The 19020-nt window shown below is 50.8% G+C and carries 18 protein-coding genes; 14 read left to right on the top strand and 4 right to left on the bottom strand.

Translation table 11 applies throughout. The features are described 5' to 3' along the window. The first annotated feature begins 22 nt into the window (after positions 1-22). From J9260_RS05000 to J9260_RS05010, 3 genes are all read left to right on the top strand, one after another. A complete protein-coding gene (locus tag J9260_RS05000; protein ID WP_210219943.1) occupies positions 23-1288 on the top strand; it encodes a metallophosphoesterase family protein in 1266 nt (421 codons plus the stop codon). Continuing rightward, positions 1285-4773, top strand: coding sequence for a YhaN family protein (locus tag J9260_RS05005; RefSeq protein ID WP_210219944.1), 3489 nt, complete (start codon positions 1285-1287; stop codon positions 4771-4773). Before J9260_RS05000 ends, J9260_RS05005 begins: the two co-directional genes overlap by 4 nt. A 173-nt stretch (positions 4774-4946) precedes the next feature. Further along, on the top strand, positions 4947-5609 hold the full coding sequence (locus J9260_RS05010; RefSeq protein ID WP_246499638.1) for a lytic transglycosylase domain-containing protein: 663 nt from the start codon (positions 4947-4949) through the stop codon (positions 5607-5609). On the opposite strand, the gene ppk1 is transcribed toward J9260_RS05010, so the two are convergent. Then, positions 5606-7696: a polyphosphate kinase 1 gene (gene ppk1, locus J9260_RS05015; RefSeq protein ID WP_210220716.1), complete on the bottom strand. Its 2091-nt coding sequence runs from the start codon at positions 7694-7696 to the stop codon at positions 5606-5608. The two genes, J9260_RS05010 and ppk1, sit on opposite strands and share 4 nt — an antisense overlap. A gap of 274 nt (positions 7697-7970) precedes the next feature. Between ppk1 and J9260_RS05020 the strand changes: the two genes are divergently transcribed. The 7 genes from J9260_RS05020 (at position 7971) to J9260_RS05050 (ending at position 14156) form a co-directional block, all read left to right on the top strand. Further along, positions 7971-8687: a MotA/TolQ/ExbB proton channel family protein gene (locus tag J9260_RS05020; RefSeq protein WP_210219946.1), complete on the top strand. Its 717-nt coding sequence runs from the start codon at positions 7971-7973 to the stop codon at positions 8685-8687. Continuing rightward, positions 8684-9109 carry an ExbD/TolR family protein gene (locus tag J9260_RS05025; RefSeq protein ID WP_210219947.1) on the top strand — a complete coding sequence of 142 codons (426 nt, stop codon included), beginning with the start codon at positions 8684-8686 and terminating at the stop codon, positions 9107-9109. The genes J9260_RS05020 and J9260_RS05025 overlap by 4 nt, the downstream gene beginning before the upstream one ends. Positions 9110-9116: 7 nt before the next feature. Then, positions 9117-10874: a lipid A export permease/ATP-binding protein MsbA gene (gene msbA, locus J9260_RS05030; protein ID WP_210219948.1), complete on the top strand. Its 1758-nt coding sequence runs from the start codon at positions 9117-9119 to the stop codon at positions 10872-10874. After that, positions 10858-11790, top strand: coding sequence for a tetraacyldisaccharide 4'-kinase (gene lpxK, locus J9260_RS05035; protein WP_210219949.1), 933 nt, complete (start codon positions 10858-10860; stop codon positions 11788-11790). The genes msbA and lpxK overlap by 17 nt, the downstream gene beginning before the upstream one ends. Beyond that, positions 11783-11974, top strand: a complete 192-nt coding sequence (locus tag J9260_RS05040; protein WP_210219950.1) for a Trm112 family protein — start codon at positions 11783-11785, stop codon at positions 11972-11974. Before lpxK ends, J9260_RS05040 begins: the two co-directional genes overlap by 8 nt. Continuing rightward, complete coding sequence (gene kdsB, locus J9260_RS05045) at positions 11971-12717, top strand: 3-deoxy-manno-octulosonate cytidylyltransferase (protein WP_210219951.1); 747 nt, start codon at positions 11971-11973, stop codon at positions 12715-12717. Before J9260_RS05040 ends, kdsB begins: the two co-directional genes overlap by 4 nt. A gap of 149 nt (positions 12718-12866) precedes the next feature. Continuing rightward, positions 12867-14156, top strand: coding sequence for an OmpP1/FadL family transporter (locus tag J9260_RS05050; protein WP_210219952.1), 1290 nt, complete (start codon positions 12867-12869; stop codon positions 14154-14156). 65 nt (positions 14157-14221) lie between these two features. Here the strand turns inward: J9260_RS05050 and cysZ are convergent, their stop codons facing one another. After that, positions 14222-14947, bottom strand: a complete 726-nt coding sequence (cysZ, locus tag J9260_RS05055; protein ID WP_210219953.1) for a sulfate transporter CysZ — start codon at positions 14945-14947, stop codon at positions 14222-14224. Between the two features lie 79 nt (positions 14948-15026). Between cysZ and J9260_RS05060 the strand changes: the two genes are divergently transcribed. Next, complete coding sequence (locus tag J9260_RS05060; RefSeq protein WP_246499639.1) at positions 15027-15284, top strand: nitroreductase family protein; 258 nt, start codon at positions 15027-15029, stop codon at positions 15282-15284. A 17-nt stretch (positions 15285-15301) separates the two neighbouring features. Here J9260_RS05060 and J9260_RS05065 read toward each other — a convergent pair whose 3' ends face one another. Continuing rightward, entirely contained in the window at positions 15302-16522 is a 1221-nt protein-coding gene (locus tag J9260_RS05065) for an IS256 family transposase (RefSeq protein ID WP_210217517.1), read from the bottom strand. A 66-nt stretch (positions 16523-16588) separates the two neighbouring features. Here J9260_RS05065 and J9260_RS05070 point away from each other — a divergent pair, with 66 nt between their 5' ends. Continuing rightward, positions 16589-16972 (top strand): nitroreductase family protein, encoded by a 384-nt coding sequence (locus J9260_RS05070; RefSeq protein ID WP_246499640.1) that lies wholly within the window; start codon positions 16589-16591, stop codon positions 16970-16972. Here J9260_RS05070 and ypfJ read toward each other — a convergent pair. Further along, the gene (gene ypfJ / locus J9260_RS05075) at positions 16969-17847 is read right to left on the bottom strand and encodes a KPN_02809 family neutral zinc metallopeptidase (RefSeq protein ID WP_210219954.1); all 879 of its coding nucleotides are present in this window, start codon (positions 17845-17847) and stop codon (positions 16969-16971) included. The two genes, J9260_RS05070 and ypfJ, sit on opposite strands and share 4 nt — an antisense overlap. 147 nt (positions 17848-17994) lie before the next feature. Here ypfJ and J9260_RS05080 point away from each other — a divergent pair, with 147 nt between their 5' ends. After that, positions 17995-18609, top strand: coding sequence for an RNA polymerase sigma factor (locus J9260_RS05080; RefSeq protein ID WP_210219955.1), 615 nt, complete (start codon positions 17995-17997; stop codon positions 18607-18609). Then, on the top strand, positions 18606-19019 hold the full coding sequence (locus J9260_RS05085) for a hypothetical protein (protein WP_210219956.1): 414 nt from the start codon (positions 18606-18608) through the stop codon (positions 19017-19019). The genes J9260_RS05080 and J9260_RS05085 overlap by 4 nt, the downstream gene beginning before the upstream one ends. Position 19020 lies beyond the last annotated feature (1 nt).

Consider the following 19020-nt stretch of genomic DNA (forward strand, 5'->3'; position numbering starts at 1 on the left):
TCATCCGAGTGCTGGGATAATCATGTTTAAATTTATTCATGCCGCCGATATTCATCTGGATAGCCCGTTGCGCGGCCTTTCCCGCTATGACGCTGCTCCAATGGACGCTATCCGTGGTGCATCCCGCCGCGCTTTCGAGAATCTGATCCAGCGCGCCATTGATGAAAACGTTGCGTTCATCCTACTGGCGGGTGACATCTACGATAGCGATTGGAAAGACTACAGCACCGGCATTTTCCTTAGTCAGCAAATCGGCAAACTCAAAGCCCACAATATTCACGTCTATGCGGTATTGGGTAATCATGATGCCGCCAATAAAATGACCAAGGCGTTGGATAGTCCCAGCAATATGACGATCTTTGCGCATCGTAAGGTCGAAAAAATCCACCTTGCCGACCTTGGCGTGGTGATTCATGGGCGTAGTTTCGGTACTCAACACGTCTACGATAACCTCGTGACGGATTTTTCACCCGCCAGCAAAGATCTCTTCAACATTGGCTTATTGCACACCAGTCTTGAGGGGCGCGATGGTCACGCGCCTTACGCCCCGTGCAGCGTGGATGAGATGCGCTCAAAAGGTTATCACTATTGGGCGTTGGGTCATGTTCACCAATACGAACTGGTGGCACAAGCACCGTGGATTGTGTTTCCCGGCTGTATCCAAGGCCGCCACGTCCGCGAAACCGGGGCAAAAGGTTGCGTATTAGTGAGCGTCAGTGAGGGTGAGGTTCGTAGTGTCGAACCCGTGGCGTTGGATGTGTTGCGCTGGGTACTGTGCCGCGTAGATGTTACCGATACTGCCACCTTGCGCGAGGTGTGGGAATGCATTCGCCAAGCAATCGCTCGCGAACTCGCAGCTGCTGATGGGCGTATTATTGCTATGCGTATTCGCATCGAAGGTGCAAGCCACGTTGCCACGGCACTTGCTGCCGACCCCGAACACCTTGCGCAACAATGCAAAGCCATCGGCGCGGAACTGGCGGGTGACGACTTATGGATTGAGCGCGTCGAAAATGCCGTGACTGGCAAGCGCGATTTGGATGCGGTGTTGGCTGACGACAACCCTTTGGCGAACCTCCTCAATGCGATTGTTGCCACCTCGCATCATCCGGCTGACATTGCTGATTTTCCTGACATCATTGCCGAATTGCGCCAAAAAATACCGCATGAAGCGGTGGGCAGTGGCACGACGCTTGATCTTGACGCGCCTGAAACGTTGCAACGTATTGTGCAAGAAGCCAAGCAAATGCTGGTCGGCAAACTGTTGAGTGTAGGAGTTGAGCCATGAGAATCGACCGTCTCGACTTGCGTGCTTACGGTGCATTCACCGATAAAACCTTGGATTTATCCGCTGGTGCAGCAGGCTTACACCTAATTTACGGCGACAATGAGGCGGGTAAAAGCACTTCGTTACGTGCCATTATTGCGTGGCTGTTTGGGATTCCCGCCCGTAGCCCTGATGACTATTTACACCCTCATGCGCAGATGCGGGTAGGTGGTAAACTGCGGCTTGCCGATGGGCGCAGCCTCGACTTTGTGCGCCGCAAAGGTAACAAAGATACCCTGTTACACCCTGATACCCTCACCGCATTGGATGATGCACTGTTATTGCCGTTTTTGCCCGCCAGTATGAATGAGGAGCTATTCAAGAAGTTCCACGGTCTCGACCACGAACGCCTCGAAGCAGGTGGTAAAGCCTTGCTCAGTCAAGCGGGTGATTTGGGGCAAGTGTTATTCAGTGCTGCTACGGGCATTGCCAGTTCGCGCCTGATTTTGGAGAATTTGGAAAACAATGCAGCAGAATTGTTCAAACCCATAGGGACGAAGCCCAAAGTCAACCAAGCCATTGCTGATTTCAAAAAAGCCAAAACGCGCGTTAAAGAATTGAGCTTGTCGGTAGACGCATGGAAAGACCTCAATAAGCAGCGCGATAGCATCGAAGCCAGCATTCAAGCCGTCGATGCCGCTATTCAGCAAGCCAGTAAGGAAAAAAGCCGCTTAGACCGACTCAATCGAGTAAAAGGTGCGCTGGGGCAACGCCGAGATGTCTTGCAACGGTTGCAAGACTTGCAGGAAGTGCTGCTGCTTCCCGAAGATTTTGAGGGGCAATACCATGCCGCGCGTGACAAATTGCAACAGGCGAGTGAAGCACAGGCTAAAGCTGCTGCTAAGTTGACCCGTTTGCAACAGGAAGTGGCTTTGCTCAGAGTGCGTGATGAATTGCTGGAGAATGAAGCCGAGATTATTGCACTCTACAAAGAGTTAGGGGCGGTGGATAAAACCATTATCGACAAACCGCGTCAAGATGGACAACGCCGTCTGTTGCGTAACGAAGCCGATAACTTGCTGAAAGAAATTCGCCCCGACCTCAAATTGGAGCAAGCGGCGGCACTGCGCCCTCTGTTGAATAACAAAAAGTGGCTGGCGGAATTGGTCAAACGCCATAGTATGCTAGGGCAAAAGCGTGAAGTGGCAGAAGCCAAACGCCGCGCTGCCAGCGATAAGTATCAGCAAGCTCAGCAAGCACTGGCGCAACAGCCTGCGTTAACGCTGGATTTGAGTGAGTTGAAAGCCAGCATTGCCATTGTCAGTAAAGCGGGCAACCTTGAGCAGCGTTACGCCACCGCGCAGCAACGCGCCAAGCAGGAGTATCTCGCTTGTGAGCAAGCTTTGGCTCGCTTGGGTAAGTTTTCAGGCGGTTTGGAGGCGTTGCTGACTTTGGCATTGCCCGCTTCGGCTACGTTAGATGCGTTTGAAAAACAGTTTCATGCCATTGCCGATGACTTGCGTGACTATGCCCGTCAACAAAAAGACCTTGAAGCAGAGCAACGCTTCGCCGAGCAGGAACTGCTGGCGTTAGCGTTGAGTGAAGTGCCGACCTTAACCGAACTCGATACGGCAAGGGTGGCACGGCAACAAGACTGGTTGCTGATTAAACAGCATTACCTTGACCCATTGTCCACGGCTGCGGATGTGGCACTGCCTGCTCATTACGAGCAACAGGTGGAGGCGGCTGATCATCTGGCGGACAAATTGCGTTTAGCCGCAGATCAAGTGGTGAAACGCGCTGACCTTGAGGCACGGCGGCACAGCCTGCACACCCGGCGTGAAGCGTTAATCGCTGCCAGCACCACCCTGCAAGACACACGGCAAGCCTTGCAACAGGAATGGACAGCACTTTGGATACCGTTAGGCATTCAAGTGGGTACGCCTGCGGAAATGAAGGAATGGGGGCAAAAAGCGGATGTGCTGCTGTCCAAATTACAATCTGCCCTTGCACAACAGGCGGACGCGGTAAGTCTTGCGCAAGAATGTAGCCGTTTGCAGGTCGTGTTGGCGACACAAATCGCCGCATTTGCGCCCACTTTAAATGTTCAAGGGTTGACGCTTGAAGCACTGTTGGAAGTATGCACACAGCACTTGCAGCAGCAAGAAGCGGTATTGGAATCGCAACGGCAATGGCAGCGTGACGCTGGGGAAGCGGAAAATCTGATGCACCAAGCTGCTGAAGCCTTGAAAACTCTTGAGGCAGAGCAGGCAGTTTGGCGGGAGGAATGGGGACAAGCATTGGCCGATCTGCATTTGACGGTTGATGCACACCCAGAACGTGTTACCGCTATTTTTGAGCAATGGGAAGCTTTTTTCAGCAAATTCGACAAGTCGGAAGAAACGAGTCGGCGCATTTACGGCATGGATAAAGTGCTGAAGGATTTTGCAGAAAAAGTATTTGCGTTTGCGGATAGGATTGGGGTGCAGCGGGATGGACACGAAGCGGCGACCTTGGCAGAGAAATTCCATCAAGACTTAAACAACGCCCGTGAAGCCCGCGCCAGTCTCGCAAAACTTAAGGATACCGAAAAAGACCTTGCCGAAGCCTTGCAAGACGCTACCTTGACAATTAATGCGGCGAATCAGGCTTTGGAGGATTTACGGACTATCGCAAGCGTTGCCAGCCATGCGGATTTAGCAGCAGCGGGTGAAGCGTCTCGCCATAAACGCGCTTTGCAACAACAGGTGGAAAAGCTGGAGGACGAGTTAGGGCGTAACGGCGATGGTTTAAGCATTACGACGCTGGAACAGGAAGCAGCAGCGTCGGATATTGATGCGATTGATGCAGCGTTACACGCTGTTACCATGCAACTGAGCGAGTTGGGCAAGCAACGCGATACGCTGCTGGCGCAACGCCAAACCGTGCATGATGCGATTCAGGCGAAAGACGGTAATGCTGCTGCTGCGAATGCGGCGGAGGAAGCAGAACAACACTTAACCAGCGTGGCGACGGGGGCAGAGCAGTATTTGCGGTTTGCGTGTGCGGCGTTGATCCTCAAACAGCGTATAGAGGATTACCGCAAGAAACATCAAACCCCGGTGTTATTGCGGGCAGGTGAACTATTCGCCAAGCTGACCTTGGGAGCTTATGCGAGTTTGCGGGATGAAGTGGTGGATGGTAAGCCTATTCTGCTGGGTGTGCGCCCCAATAATGCCGAGGTGTGGGTGGAACGCATGAGTGAAGGCACTCGCGCCCAGCTTTACTTGTCACTGCGTTTGGCGACCTTGGAGCAGCAGCATTCGCCGCATAGCGAGCCAATGCCGTTGGTTGTGGATGATATTCTCATCGGATTTGACGACAAACGTACCCGCGTGGGGCTTGAGGTGTTGGCGGACGTGGCGCAACAGACTCAAGTATTGCTGTTTACGCACCATCGGCGGGTGCTGGATTTGGCGGCGACGTTGTACATGCCAGCGGGGATTTTCACCCACGAATTGGCGTGAACTTGTGCTTGTCTCGGCGATGCTGGCATCAGTGGTGTATCGAGGCGACAGATGTGGCTCTTTTTTCTATGATGCCTACTATCCTTGTAGGGGAACTTTCCAAGAAAAATGGCAACTAAAAGCATTAGAATTTGCTAATATATAAAGTCTGTTTTAGTCCAAAGGATATGTGCATGAAGCGTTCAGTGATAGGTTTTTTACTTATATTGTTCAGCATCGGTTTGATGCCAGTAGCTGAGGCACAAGTTTGCGTCAGCATGAATGCCGATGGACTTGAGCGCAAAGCCACGCCGCACTTGGAATCTATTACTACCTATTCCAATAAATACGGGGTTAATGCGGCGATGGTGAAAGCCGTGATTGCGGTGGAGTCCTGTTACAACAGCACGGCGGTTTCTCCCAAAGGTGCGCAAGGTTTGATGCAATTGATTCCGGCAACGGCGGCACGCTTTGGGGTGTCGGATGCGTTTAACAGCAATCAAAATATCAATGGCGGCACACGTTATTTGAGCTGGTTGATGAAGCGTTACGATGGCGATTTGTACAAAGCAATTGCGGCTTATAACGCGGGTGAGGGTGCGGTTGATAAATACCAAGGCATTCCGCCCTACAATGAAACCCAGCACTACGTGCGCCGGGTATTAACCGTTTATAACCGTTTAAGTGGCGAAACTGTGGCACTGCCTGCATTGGCAGCGGGTGCGAGTGGTGGGCGTTCGAGTAAGGCCGGGGGGCGCGTTTCCTCGGTGTTTTTGTCGCCGTTTGGGACAGGAAAACCGGGGCGAGCGGGCTTAAATACTAACCGCGCTCGCGCCCCACACCTTTACAAGCGTTAAAGGTGGCTGGGACTCAGCAGTTGCAACAATTGTTGTTGCGCTGTTGAGGCTACTTCATCTGGTGCAGGTTCGCGCCGTATATACGCCCCATCCGCCTGCAATTCCCACGCTTGAGTGTTGTCCTGTAAGTACAATTCAAATGCTTCATGCATAATGCGCTGGCGCAGTTTTTTATCCAAAATCGGAAACGCGACTTCTACCCGCCGGAAGAAATTGCGTGGCATCCAGTCCGCACTGGAACAGTATAATTCCTCATCACCGTCATTCAGGAAATGGAACACGCGCGGATGTTCCAAAAACCGTCCCATCACCGAACGCATATGAATATTGGTCGACACACCGGGAATGCCGGGGCGTAAGCAACAAATGCCGCGCACAATCAGATTCACTTGCACCCCCGCTTGTGAGGCTTGATACAGTGCTTCAATGACTTGCGGTTCAATCAAAGAATTCATGCGTGCCTGAATCAGGGCTGCTTTCCCTTCGCGGGCGTGTTCGATTTCACGCTGAATTTTGGCAATCACAGCGGTGTGCAAGGTAAACGGTGAAGCCAGCAAATGCTTGAGATCGTGGATGCGCCCCAACCCGGTGAGCATGTGGAAGATTTTATGCAAGTCTTCGGTAATCGCCGCATTAGCCGTGAATAACCCGAAATCGGTGTAAAGCCGTGCAGTTCCAGCGTGGTAATTGCCCGTGCCGAGGTGCGCGTAACGGTGTAAGCGACCGGCTTCGCGACGCACCACCAGACACAGTTTGGCGTGCGTTTTGTAACCTACCACCCCGTAAACCACGTGCGCTCCGGCGTGTTGCAACTGACTGGTGAGGCCGATATTGGCTTCCTCATCAAATCGTGCTCGCAATTCCATCACCACGGTAACTTCTTTGCCAGCACGCGCTGCCCGCGCGAGGTGTTCCACTAAAATGGATTGCTTACCGGTGCGGTACAAGGTCATTTTAATCGCGAGGACTTCCGGGTCTTTGGCGGCTTGTGCAATAAAATCGACCACTGATTGGAAGCTTTGGTAAGGGTGATGCAGCAATACATCGCCTTGGCGAATCCGCGCAAACAAATCCGGGTGATGTTCTACCAACGAAGGCGCAGGACGAAACGGCGGGAAACGCAAATCCGGGCGATCCGCCAAATCACAAATAGCCATTAACCGATTCAGATTTACCGGGCCATTAACGTTGTAAACATCCGCCGCGCTGAGTTGGAATTGCTCCAGCAGGTAGTCGATATTGTCTTGCGGGCAATGATCCGACACTTCCAAGCGCACCACCGCGCCGTGATTACGTTGCGGTAAGCCGCCTTGCATCGCTTGTAACAGATCGTCGATTTCTTCCTCATCGACATACATATTACTGTTGCGGGTCAGGCGGAATTGGTAGCACCCCAGCACCATCATTTCCGGGAATAAGCGGTCAATGAAGGCGTGTAAAATGGATGACAAAAACACAAAACTGTTTTCACTGGGAGCCATCGCCGTTGGCAGGCGGATAATGCGTGGTAACGTGCGTGGTGCTTGCACAATCGCGGTGTCAATTTCACGCCCGAATGCATCCGTACCGTTGAGGCTGACAATGAAATTGAGGCTTTTGTTAATCACATTCGGGAACGGATGTGCCGGGTCAAGCCCCAGCGGGCTGAGCAGTGGCATCAATTCGCGGTCGAAGTAATCCGACAGCCAAGCACGTTGGGTAGCATCCCAATGGGTGCGCCTGACAAAGTGGATGCGCTCTTGTTTCAATGCGGGAATCAGGGTTTCGTTCAAGAGCTTGTATTGACGATCCACCAAATCGTGGGTGACTTCATGGATGCGCTGCAAAGCCGCCGTGGGGGATAACGCATCCGCGCCGATGGAGGTCAGTTCCAGACTCAATTGCTGTTTGAGGCTGGCAACGCGCACCTCGAAAAACTCGTCAAGGTTGGAGCTGGAAATGCACAAAAATTTCAAACGCTCCAGCAAGGACAAGCTGGCATCTTGGGCTAACTCAAGGACACGGCAGTTGAAAGCCAATAGACTGAGTTCACGATTGATATAGTATTGTGGGTTAGCCAAATCAAATGGCGGGTTATCTTCCTGCATGGTGTGGCACTTCCGGTTATGCTGTAATGCTAATGTCGCACGAATATAGTGGGGCTTTGTTACAGCTTGATTACAAGCGGGTTGAATGCAATCATCTTCCCCCAATAGCCATTGAAAGCGTGTTGGGGCAACGGTTTGGGTGAGGTTAAGGTTGGTCGTTCGAGGTATCATGATTAAGGTACTTTGTTATTATTGTTTGCATTTATTCGTTAGCGTAAATCGCTTATCATACACCAAGTGGGCTAAATCTTATAAAAATGAGGCATGAATAGGTATGTTTGAGTTAATTCAATCCGGCGGCATTATGATGTTTCCGCTGATCTTGAGTTCGATCATTGCGGTCGCCATTATTATTGAGCGTTTTATGTCGTTGCGCGTTGGCAAAGTCGTTCCTGCTGAAGACATGGAACGCGCCCGTAAACTTGCCAGCAGTCCGCGCTTGCTGGATGCACAAATTGATGAATTACGCAGCAGTTCCTTGATGGGGCGAGTCTTGGCAACGGGGCTGGATAGCCGTGAATTACCGCGCCACATTATGAAAGAAAACGTTGAGGAAGCCGGGCGGCACGCCGTACAAGAGCTGGAGCGTTACCTGCCTGCGTTGAGTACGGTCATTACTATTTCACCGATGATGGGTTTGTTGGGAACCGTGTTGGGGATGATCGGGGTGTTCAGCGCGATTAATACCGCAGGGGTGGGCAACCCGCAACAACTCGCAGGCGGCATTTCCGAAGCCTTGATTACTACCGTGGCGGGTTTGTTGATTGCGATTGTGACGCTGGTGTTTGAGCGTTATTTTAAGGCGCGGGTCGATGGTTATGTAACCACGATGGAGCGCGAAGCCCTGCGTTTAATCGAAATTACCAATTCCAACCGTAAAACCCCGCAACCGCCTAGTGCTGCTGCGCGTCCGCCTGCGGCAAGTGCCGCTGCTCAAGCTGCCGCCGCCGCACGGCCTGTACCGCCAGCACGCGGGGGGAATGCCGCATGAAATTCCGCACCCGTGAACGCCGTGAAAGCACCGTCGATTTAACATCGTTGATTGACGTGGTGTTTATGTTGTTGATTTTTTTCATGGTGACGACCACGTTTGATAAAAATGCCGAGTTGAAAATTGAATTACCGACCGCTAGTAACGTTGCGGCTGCGTCAACCGAGGAAAAATTGGATCTGTTGATTGACGGGCAAGGGCGGTACTATATCAACGGGCGCGAAGTGCTGAATAGCAAACCAGAAACCTTATTTCAGGCGATGAGCCAGACTTTGGATGGAATGCAAAACGTGCCACCGCTGGTTATTTCAGCGGATGCGAGTGTCAATTACCAAGCCGTTGTGACTGCGATGGACATCGCGGGACGACTGGGTTTGACGAATTTTTCGATGGCGACTACTGAGTCTGCCCGTAAACCTTAGGATTAGGATGACAACACCCCAGACTACCGGCTGGTCGGTTTATCGACGGCTGCTTGGTTATTCGCTGAAATATTGGCCTTATTTGCTGTTGGCGGTGGTGGGTTTAGTCGCAGGGGCGATAACCCAGCCGTTATTTGCGTGGATTCTGGGGCCATTGCTGGATAAAGCCATTCTGCAAAAAGATGCTTCAGTGATCCAGTGGTTGCCACTGGGTATTTTGGGTATCTTTTTGTTACGCGGAGCCGCGATGTTTTTATCCGGCTATTACATGGGGCTGGTCGGGCGCAAAGTCACCCAAGTTCTGCGCGATCAGATTTTCAGCCATATGCTGCGTTTACCCATTCCCTTTTTTGAAACCACTCCATCCGGTAAATTGCTGGCTTACGTCAGTTATTACACCGATCAGGTGGCAAACGCGAGCATTCGTGGGGTGACTTCGTTGGTGCAAGATTCCGTGACGGTGTTGGGGCTGTTGGGGTTAATGTTTTACCAAAGCTGGCAATTGACCCTGGGCATGATGTTTGTCGTGCCGTTCATTGCATTGATTGTGGTGTATGTGACGCGGCGGATGCGGCGTTTGAGCCATAAAGTACAGGATTCGGTAGGGGATGTGACTCAAATTTCCCACGAGATGATTCGTGGCTACAAAATCATGCGTATTTTTAACGGGCAAGCTTACGAATCCCAGCGTTTTCATGAAGCCAATGTGCAAAATATGGCATTGCAAATGAAGCGCATGGTGACGGAATTACTCAGTACGCCCGTGGTACAGTTCATGGTGGCGTTGGCATTAGCGGCGATGGTGTACCTTGCGACGCGCGAATCGACCCTCGAAACGCTCTCTCCAGGCACGTTCATGTCTTTTATTATGTCGATGATTTTATTGTTAACGCCAATCCGTAACCTGACGCAATTGAACCTGCAATTACAAACCGCGATTGCAGCGGGCGAAGGCATTTTCGGCTTATTGGACAGCCCGCCAGAACCCGATAACGGCACGCGCACTTTAAGCCATTGCCAAGGTGCAGTGCGTTTGCAGGACATTAATTTCGTGTATCCGGGAACCGATAAAGCTGTATTACGCAATATTACTGTCGACGTTAAACCGGGCGAAAAAATTGCCTTGGTGGGGAAATCGGGTAGTGGTAAAACCACGCTGGTTAATTTATTACCGCGCTTCCACGATGTCAGTAGCGGGGTAATTACGCTGGATGATGTGCCGTTAGCCGAGTTGCAACTGGCGAATTTGCGGGCGCAAATCGCTTACGTGGGGCAAGACATCGTGCTGTTTAATGACAGTGTGCGTAATAATATTGCTTATGGCGATATGCGCGGAATGCCTGACGATGCGATTAAAGCTGCTGCTGAAGCCGCTTACGCGCTGGAATTTATCGAGAAATTGCCGCAAGGTTTTGATACGCTGATTGGCGATAACGGCGTGACTTTATCCGGCGGGCAACGCCAACGGCTGTCGATTGCCCGTGCTATTTTATCCCCCGCGCCCGTTTTGATCTTGGATGAAGCAACTTCCGCACTCGATACCGAATCCGAACGTCATATTCAGGCCGCGCTGGAACGCTTACTTGCAAACCGCACCACCTTCATTATTGCCCATCGGCTTTCTACCATTGAAAACGCAGACCGTATTTTGGTAATGCACGACGGTGCCATTATTGAGTCGGGGCAACACGCCGAATTATTGGCTTTGGGCGGTCAATACGCACGTTTGCACGCCATGCAGTTCCGTGATGAAACGCCAGTTTGAGCAATGGCTGCTGGAGGTTTGGTACGGTCAACGGTGGCTGGCTAAATACCTGTTATTACCGTTAACCGCGCTTTATTGCCTGCTCAACGCGCTGAATCGCTGGCAGCAACAACGTCAGCAAATCCAGCATCCCGTGCCAGTCATTGTGGTGGGCAACCTGACCGCTGGCGGGACGGGTAAAACCCCGTTAGTGATTTGGCTGGTTGAGCTATTGCGTCAGGCGGGGTATCAACCGGGGGTGGTGAGTCGCGGCTATCAACGTCAAGCCGCTGGGCTGGGCGACGAGCCATTGCTGATTATGCAGCGTACTAGTGTGCCGCTGGTGGTTGATCATGAGCGCAACCGTGCGATTAGCACCTTATTGCAGCAACACGGATGCAATATTGTGATTGCCGACGACGGTTTACAGCATTACCGCATGGGGCGCACCCTCGAAATTTGTGTCGTCGATGGGCAACGCCAATGGGGAAATGGCTGGTGTTTACCCGCAGGTCCGTTACGTGAACCGGTGACGCGCCTGCAAAGCTGCGATTTCGTGGTGGTTAATGGTACAACCATGCAGATGCGCGGTGAAACCCTCGTGGCTTTGACCGGCAATATTACCCAACCCCTGAGCGCGTTGGCAGGGCAGCAGGTTCACGCCGTGACTGGTATCGGTAATCCGCAACGTTTTAAGCTGATGCTGGAAGCCGCTGGCTTGCTGGTTACGCTGCATCCCTACCCGGATCATCATGCGTTTACTGGGGAAGAATTGCAGTTTGACGATGATTTACCGGTGCTTATCACCGAAAAAGATGCGGTAAAATGCCGCGAATACGCTATTCCTAACGCATGGTATTTGCCTGTTGAAGCCGTTTTAGCCGATGGTTTTGCGCAAGCCGTGCTTTCACGTTTACAAGGAGTCCCTCATGGATAAGAAATTGCTGGAAATTCTCGCGTGCCCTGTGACCAAAGGCCCGCTGATTTACGATAAGGCCAAACAGGAGCTGATCTCAAAATCTGCGCGTTTGGCATACCCAATTCGTGACAATATTCCGGTAATGCTCGAAGAAGAAGCCCGCCCTTTGACGCAAGAAGAAGTGGAGCAACTGGCTGAATGAATACCGTATTGGTGATTCCGGCGCGTTATGCGTCTACACGCTTACCGGGCAAGCCATTGCGCTTGCTGGCGGGTAAACCGCTGATCCAACACGTTCACGAACGTGCGTTGGTTGCGGGGTTTAGCAGCGTATTGGTGGCAACCGACGATGAGCGCATCCAAGCGGTATGCGAAGGGTTTGGGGCGCAGGTGGCGATGACTGCTACTACACACGAAACCGGCAGCGACCGTTTGGCTGAAGTGGTGCAACAACAGGGCTGGACAGACGATACGGTCGTGGTCAATTTACAAGGGGATGAACCGCTTACGCCTGTCGCTAATTTATACCAATTAGCCGCGAATATGGCGCACAACCCGCAAGCCAGTATTGCTACCTTAGCCACGCCTATTACCGAGATTGACGAATTATTTGACCCGAATGTGGTGAAAGTGGTGCGTGATGAACGTGGCATGGCATTATATTTTAGCCGCGCACCAGTTCCTTTTCAGCGCGATGCGGGAATAGCAGTGGCTGATTACGCACTTCGCCACATTGGAATGTACGCTTATCGGGTAGGTTTTCTTAGGGTATTTACTAGGTTGGCAATGTCGATGCCGGAACGTTTAGAAAAACTCGAACAATTACGCGCATTATCGAACGGTTATCGTATTCACGTTGATATTGCAGCAGAAATTCCGGGATTAGGGGTGGATACCGAAGCCGATTTGTATAAAGTCGAAGCACAATTACTTAAAAATACTTAAACATACTAATATTATAATATGTTTATATTTTAATAAGTACTTGATTTCCCTAATAATCACTATTTGACAGCTTAATACCCTTCTGTCACTATTTCGCAACAAAGTTTTACAAACTTACAACACGATTGCGTTATTTCTGGAGGAGTTTCATGCGTTTTACATTTAACAAAAGTTTGCTGGTTGCATCTGTCTTATTAGCAATTAGCTCTCAATCAGCGTTTGCTACCAATGGTATGGCTCCAATTGGTTTGGGCATCACTCAAAAAGCAATGGGCGGTGCAGCAGTTGCAACGTCTGAAAACACCATGAATGCTGGTACAAACCCAGCAAGCTTGTCCAATGTTGATGCAGGTTGGGATATTGGAGCAGAAGTTTTCATGCCAGATCGCGGCGCAACTATTTCCGGTAATAATATGGGTGGTGGGATGACTGCCGATGGCTCATACGATGGTAATGGGAAAGATATGTTCCTTATTCCTGAAGGTGGTTATAAGCGTCAGTTGAGCGATAAACACAGTGTTGGTGTTGTTGTTTATGGCAATGGTGGTATGAATTCCAGCTACGATAAAGCTATTCCTTTATTCGATGCAACAGGTGTTAATAAGCCAGGAATCAATCTTGAACAGTTAGTTGTTGCTCCTACTTGGTCAACTAAAATCAACGAAAATAATAGCGTTGGTGTTTCTTTGAATTTAGCTTACCAGCGTTTCAGTGCTAATGGTTTACAAAATTTCACAGCTCCAGTAGGGAGCCTACAACAAGCAAGTAGTAGTCCAAATGATGTTACAGACAGGGGTAATGATGCATCAACAGGGGTTGGTGCAACTATTGGTTGGCAGGGTAAATTATCTCCTACCGTAACGGCTGGTGTAGCTTATCGTAGCAAAACTAATATGGGTAAACTGGATAAATACAAGGGGTTATTTGCTGAACAGGGTGATTTAGATATGCCAGCAGCAACGACAGTTGGTATTGCATGGCAGGCAACACCTAAAACATTGATCGCAACTGATATTCAGAAAATTGAATATTCAAAAGTTAAGGCAATGGCTAATACAAATACAGCGGGCGGTTTGTTAGGATCTGATAATGGTTCCGGCTTTGGTTGGAAAGATCAAACCGTTTACAAGATTGGTGTTAAACATCAGGTCAAGCCTAATTTTGCGGTATTAGCCGGTTACAATCATGCTAAGAACCCACTTCAATCCAGTCAAACATTGTTTAACGTATTAGCACCTGCTACGGTTGAAGACCATGTAACGTTGGGTGGTGAGTGGAAGTTAAATAATAAAGCTAGTTTGACGGCTGCCTACACTCATGCTTTTGACAAAGGTGTTAATGGTAGTAACTCTATTCATCCGACACAGCAAGGCGGTGGCGAAGCTAATTTGAATATGGAACAGAATGCTGTTGGTATTGCTTACAGCGTTAAGTTCTAAGCAATCGTATTGACGGAGGAGGAGAAAAGCGGGGCTTGCCCCGCTTTTTTTTCGTGCGGATTTTGTTAGGATTTGGAAAGACGATCGACCCACAGAGCAGTTGCGCCCGCAACACCTACTGGCATGACGAGGAAGTTAAGCCCTGGAATCGCGGTCATCAGCGATAACAGCCAGCCAAAACCTAAAGCAGTATTGCGATGGCGTTTCAGCAGTGGCAATTCGTCGTTGAAAAACAAGTTGTGGTTGCCCATTGGGTAATCGGCGTATTCGATGGTTAACATCCACGCGCCAAACAATGTCCAAGCCAGCGGCGCAATCAAGTTAATGCCCGGAATCAAGGTCAGTATCAACACCAGCAGAAACCATTTCGCCATGTACCACAGTTTACTGAATTCACTTTTGAAAGTGCGTGCCAGCAACCGAGGTATGCTTTTATAGCCTTCAAAAGCCGGAATGGGTAAGCCATTAAGACGCGCTTCTACCCGTTCGGCTAACACCGCATTGAACGGTGCGGCAATCAAGTTAGCCAGTATCGAAAAGGCGTAAAACACCACGAAGAAAATCAATAGTGCGAAGATCGGCCACAGCAACCATTCCAACCAAGATAGCCAGTCGGGTAATAACCGTGTCATCCAGTAATCCAATTGGCTTTTCGCCAGCCATACGCCGCCAGCAAATAACAGGATATTGATTAGCAATGGCACAACCACAAATGGGCGTATTCCGCGCTGGGTGATGAGTGAAAAGCCGCTAAAAACGTAACCAAAACCTTTGAATATGTCCGTTATCATTGTCGCTATTTCCTTGTTTTTTAGGGTGGCTATACTGTAGCGTATTTGTCGGTCTAATTTAAGTTAAGGAGTTTTAACCATGACAGCGTTTCTGCAAGCGATGAATTTTCGCCATGCCTGTAAAAAGTTTGACCCGCAACGGACGATTGCTGCGGAAGATTTCCAGCAAATTCTGGAGGTTGGACGTTTATCACCCTCGTCTTTTGGGATGGAGCATTGGCATTTTGTGGTCGTACAAACCCCGGAGTTGCGTGAAAAGTTGCGTGAGGCGTGCTGGAATCAGCCACAAATTACTGAAAGCAGCCATGTGGTGGTGATTTTGGAGTCTGTCAAATAAACTGTGTAACACGTTTTTCATAGGGCGGAGAGCGGAACCCGCTCTTCACCGAACATAAGTAAAAAAGTCTGCAAAGCGGGTTTCCAGTGGTGAATGACCGACCACTTTTGCGAGGCTTCGCGTACCGCCAAATACAGGCTTTTGAGGGCTGAACTGTCATTGGGAAAGATGCGCCGGTTGCGGGTAAACTTGCGCAAACTCATGTTCAGGGATTCAATCGCATTGGTGGTGTAAATCACTTTGCGGATCTCCGGCTGGAACTGGAAAAACGGGATGACATTCGCCCAGTTACCGCGCCATAGACGCACGACTGCTTTGTATTTGTTACCCCATTCGGTGTCGAGGGCTTCCAGTTCGTGTTCGGCTTCTTCAGCAGTGCTGGACTGGTAAATGCGCTTGAGGGCAGCGACCACACCTTTGGTATCCTTGGCGGTGACGTAGCGCAAGCTGGCGCGAACCATGTGTACCATGCACAACTGGGTCAGCGTTTTGGGGAAGACCGCGTTGACGGCTTCAGGCAAGCCGTTTAAGCCATCCATGCACGCCACGTAGATGTCTTGTACGCCCCGGTGGCGTAGTTCCGTCAAGACCGATAACCAGAACTTGGCACCTTCATTTTCTGCCAACCAGATGCCCAACACGTCCTTTTCACCGCGTAAGTTGACCGCCAATACCACATGGGCTGATTTATTGATGACCTGCTTATCTTGTTGAACTTTAACGACAATCCCATCGAGCCAGACAATCGGGTAGATATTATCCAGTGCTCGCGTCTGCCACGCTTTAGCTTCGCCCTGAACGGCTTCGGTTACTTCCGCGATCAGCGTATGCGAGATGTCCACCCCGTACAGGCGTTTGATCGTGTCTTCGATGTCGCGGGTGGTCATGCCTTTGGCGTACAGCGTCAGGATGTGTTCTTCCATCCCTGCTAACCGTATTTGGCGTTTTTGTATCAACTTCGGCTCAAAGCTGCCATCACGGTCACGCGGTGTCTCTACCTGCAACTCACCAAATTCGCCTTTGATGGTCTTGTTGCCTTTGCCGTTACGGGTATTGCTGCGCCGTTGCCCGGCTTCGCTACGCTCACCCTTGTCGTAGTTTAGGTGCACATCCAATTCGGCTTCCAAGCTGCGGTTGATCATCCGCTGCAAGAGCTGGCTGTAAAGGTTTTTGACATCAGCAGGCGTTTTGCAATCGCTGAGTAAGTCATCCATGAGTTTCGGGTCGAGGCGTTCCATGTTACTGCTCCTTCTTGGGATTCACGTTATATAGCAGTTACACAGTTCAGTTTACAGTCTCTGATTTTGGCGAAAATCGCAGCCGTTGAGCCGGGCACGGATTACGTACAGCACATTTTCGGGCGGCGCGGTTTACCAGCGGACGCACAGCAAGCGTATCTGGAGCGTTATGCCGCACACAATGCGCATGAAATTCAGCCGTACATGAATACATTTGCGTGGAGTTCCAAGCAATGTTACCTCGCACTGGCGAATATGATGACGGGCGCGGCTAGTTTGGGGATTGATTCCTGCCCGATTGAAGGCTTTTCCAAGTCAGCGGTGGAAGCGTTATTGGCGATTGATCCGCAGCAATACGGCGTGGTGGCTGCGGTAACATTCGGCTACCGTGCTGGCGAACAAACCCCGCGTTTGCGCCAGCCGTTAGCTGATTTGGTGGAATACCGTTAACTGTTTTTGAATGTGTCGCATTGACGCATATCACCGCTTTGTACGCCGCGCTGGAACCATTCCATGCGTTGGCGTGATGAGCCGTGGGTAAATGAGTCCGGGTTAACCCGCTTGCCAGACATGCCCTGCAAGCGGTCATCACCGATGGAGGCTGCGGCTTTGACCGCATCTTCAATGTCGTTGCTGTCGAGTTGAACGCTGGTTTGATTGGCGTGGTGCGCCCACACCCCTGCGTAACAATCGGCCTGCAATTCCAGCGCGACTGACAAGGCGTTACCGTCACGTTGACTCATGCGGGCTTGCAAGCGCGAGACTTCATCGGTAATGCCGAGTAAATTTTGGACGTGATGCCCGACTTCGTGCCCTAACACGTAAGCTTGCGCGAATTCACCGGATGCGCCCAGTGCTTTGAGTTCGCGGAAAAAGCTTAAATCAATGTAAACCTTGTTGTCGCCGGGGCAGTAAAATGGCCCGGAGGCTGCCGTCGAGAAACCGCACGCTGAATCAATTTCCCCCTCAAATAACGCTAGCTTCGGCTCTTGGTAACGCTTGCCCATTTGTTGAAACAGCGGGTTCCATACGTCTTCGGTTGTGCCTAAAACCACCGATACAAATTTGCCGCCATCGTCACTCAACGCACCGCCTTGCGGCGTTGTGGAGGTGGTTTCAGAGCCGCCGATGCCGCCGAGTAGGGTATTTGCACCGCCGACTAAACCGATTAATTGCAGCGGGTTGGCTCCCATGTACCAGCCAATCAGCACAATAGCCGCTGTACCTATCAAACCAATGCGAAATCCACCAGGTCCGCCGCCACTGCGGTTGCTGCCCCGGTAGTCTTCCACGTTGTTGCTTTGTCGGCCTGATCTCCAGCGCATTCTCGGTACTCCTGCATGTTTTTCGGACAAAAACGGAACTATTTCACAGAACTACACCTAAATGGGGCGTATATGTCAACTTCTAAATGATTGAAACGTTGTGAGGAGGAAGTTACTCGGTATCTGCCGGGTTAACTTGGCGACACTATGATTAAAACGGCGGCATTAATAACTGACCACAGTGGGCAGTTGGGACGAAATACGCAAAGGGAGCGGGATCTGGCGACGGCTGCGAAGATGAACAACTTCCTGCGGGGAGTGGAACGTCGTGCATTCGTGATTGCGCGTTTAGCGACTCAAGATGAAGAGGAGTCGTTAGATATTGTGCAGGACGCAATGTTTAAGTTGGTGCAGAAATACTCAGCCCATCCCGAAGTGGAATGGGGTGCGTTGTTCCATGCCATTTTGCATAGTCGGATTAACGATTGGCATCGTCGGCAAAAAGTACGCAATCGTTGGCGGGTTTTCTTTTTTCTCAGTGATGAGGAGGAAGAAAGTGGTCTGAAACCCGAGGATCAAGTGGCGCAAACGTTACACCTTGAGCCGGAAACGCACGTGTTGCACGAAGAAATGAGTGGTACGCTCCAAGTGGCGGTGGGGCAGTTGCCCTTACGTCAGCAACAAGCGTTATTGTTACGTGCGTGGGAAGGCTATGATATTGCTCAAACGGCAAAAATAATGAACTGTTCCGAGGGGAGTGTGAAAACGCATTACTCTCGCGCCATCCACAGTTTACGGGAAAAACTGGGAGATTATCAATGATGAAAAAATTAACAGAGCAGGCGTTGGTTGAGGCCGTTAAACAGGGGCTGGATAGCAGCGTGGATCAGTTGGATGCGGTCATGCGTGAGCGGTTATACCGTGCGCGTTTACAGGCATTGGAACCACGTCACCGTTTATCGGATTTTCTTTCTGGGTGGTCGTTTTCCCCCAGCTTTGCCACCGCTGCTGTTGTCACACTAGCAGCAACCCTATGGGTTCTACCGAATGCAACTGACTCCCTCACGTCAGAAGCACCAGTAACGGCCTCAAATCTCGATCATGCTGTGCCGGAAGTGGCGATGGATGCCGCGCCGGAAGTGAATGTCATGGAGGTTTTGATGTCCAATGAGGAAATGGATTTTCTCGAAAATTTGGAAATGTATGAATGGATGGAAGCCGAATACGGCTGAT

Source organism: Thiothrix unzii (assembly GCF_017901175.1).
GTDB lineage: Bacteria > Pseudomonadota > Gammaproteobacteria > Thiotrichales > Thiotrichaceae > Thiothrix > Thiothrix unzii.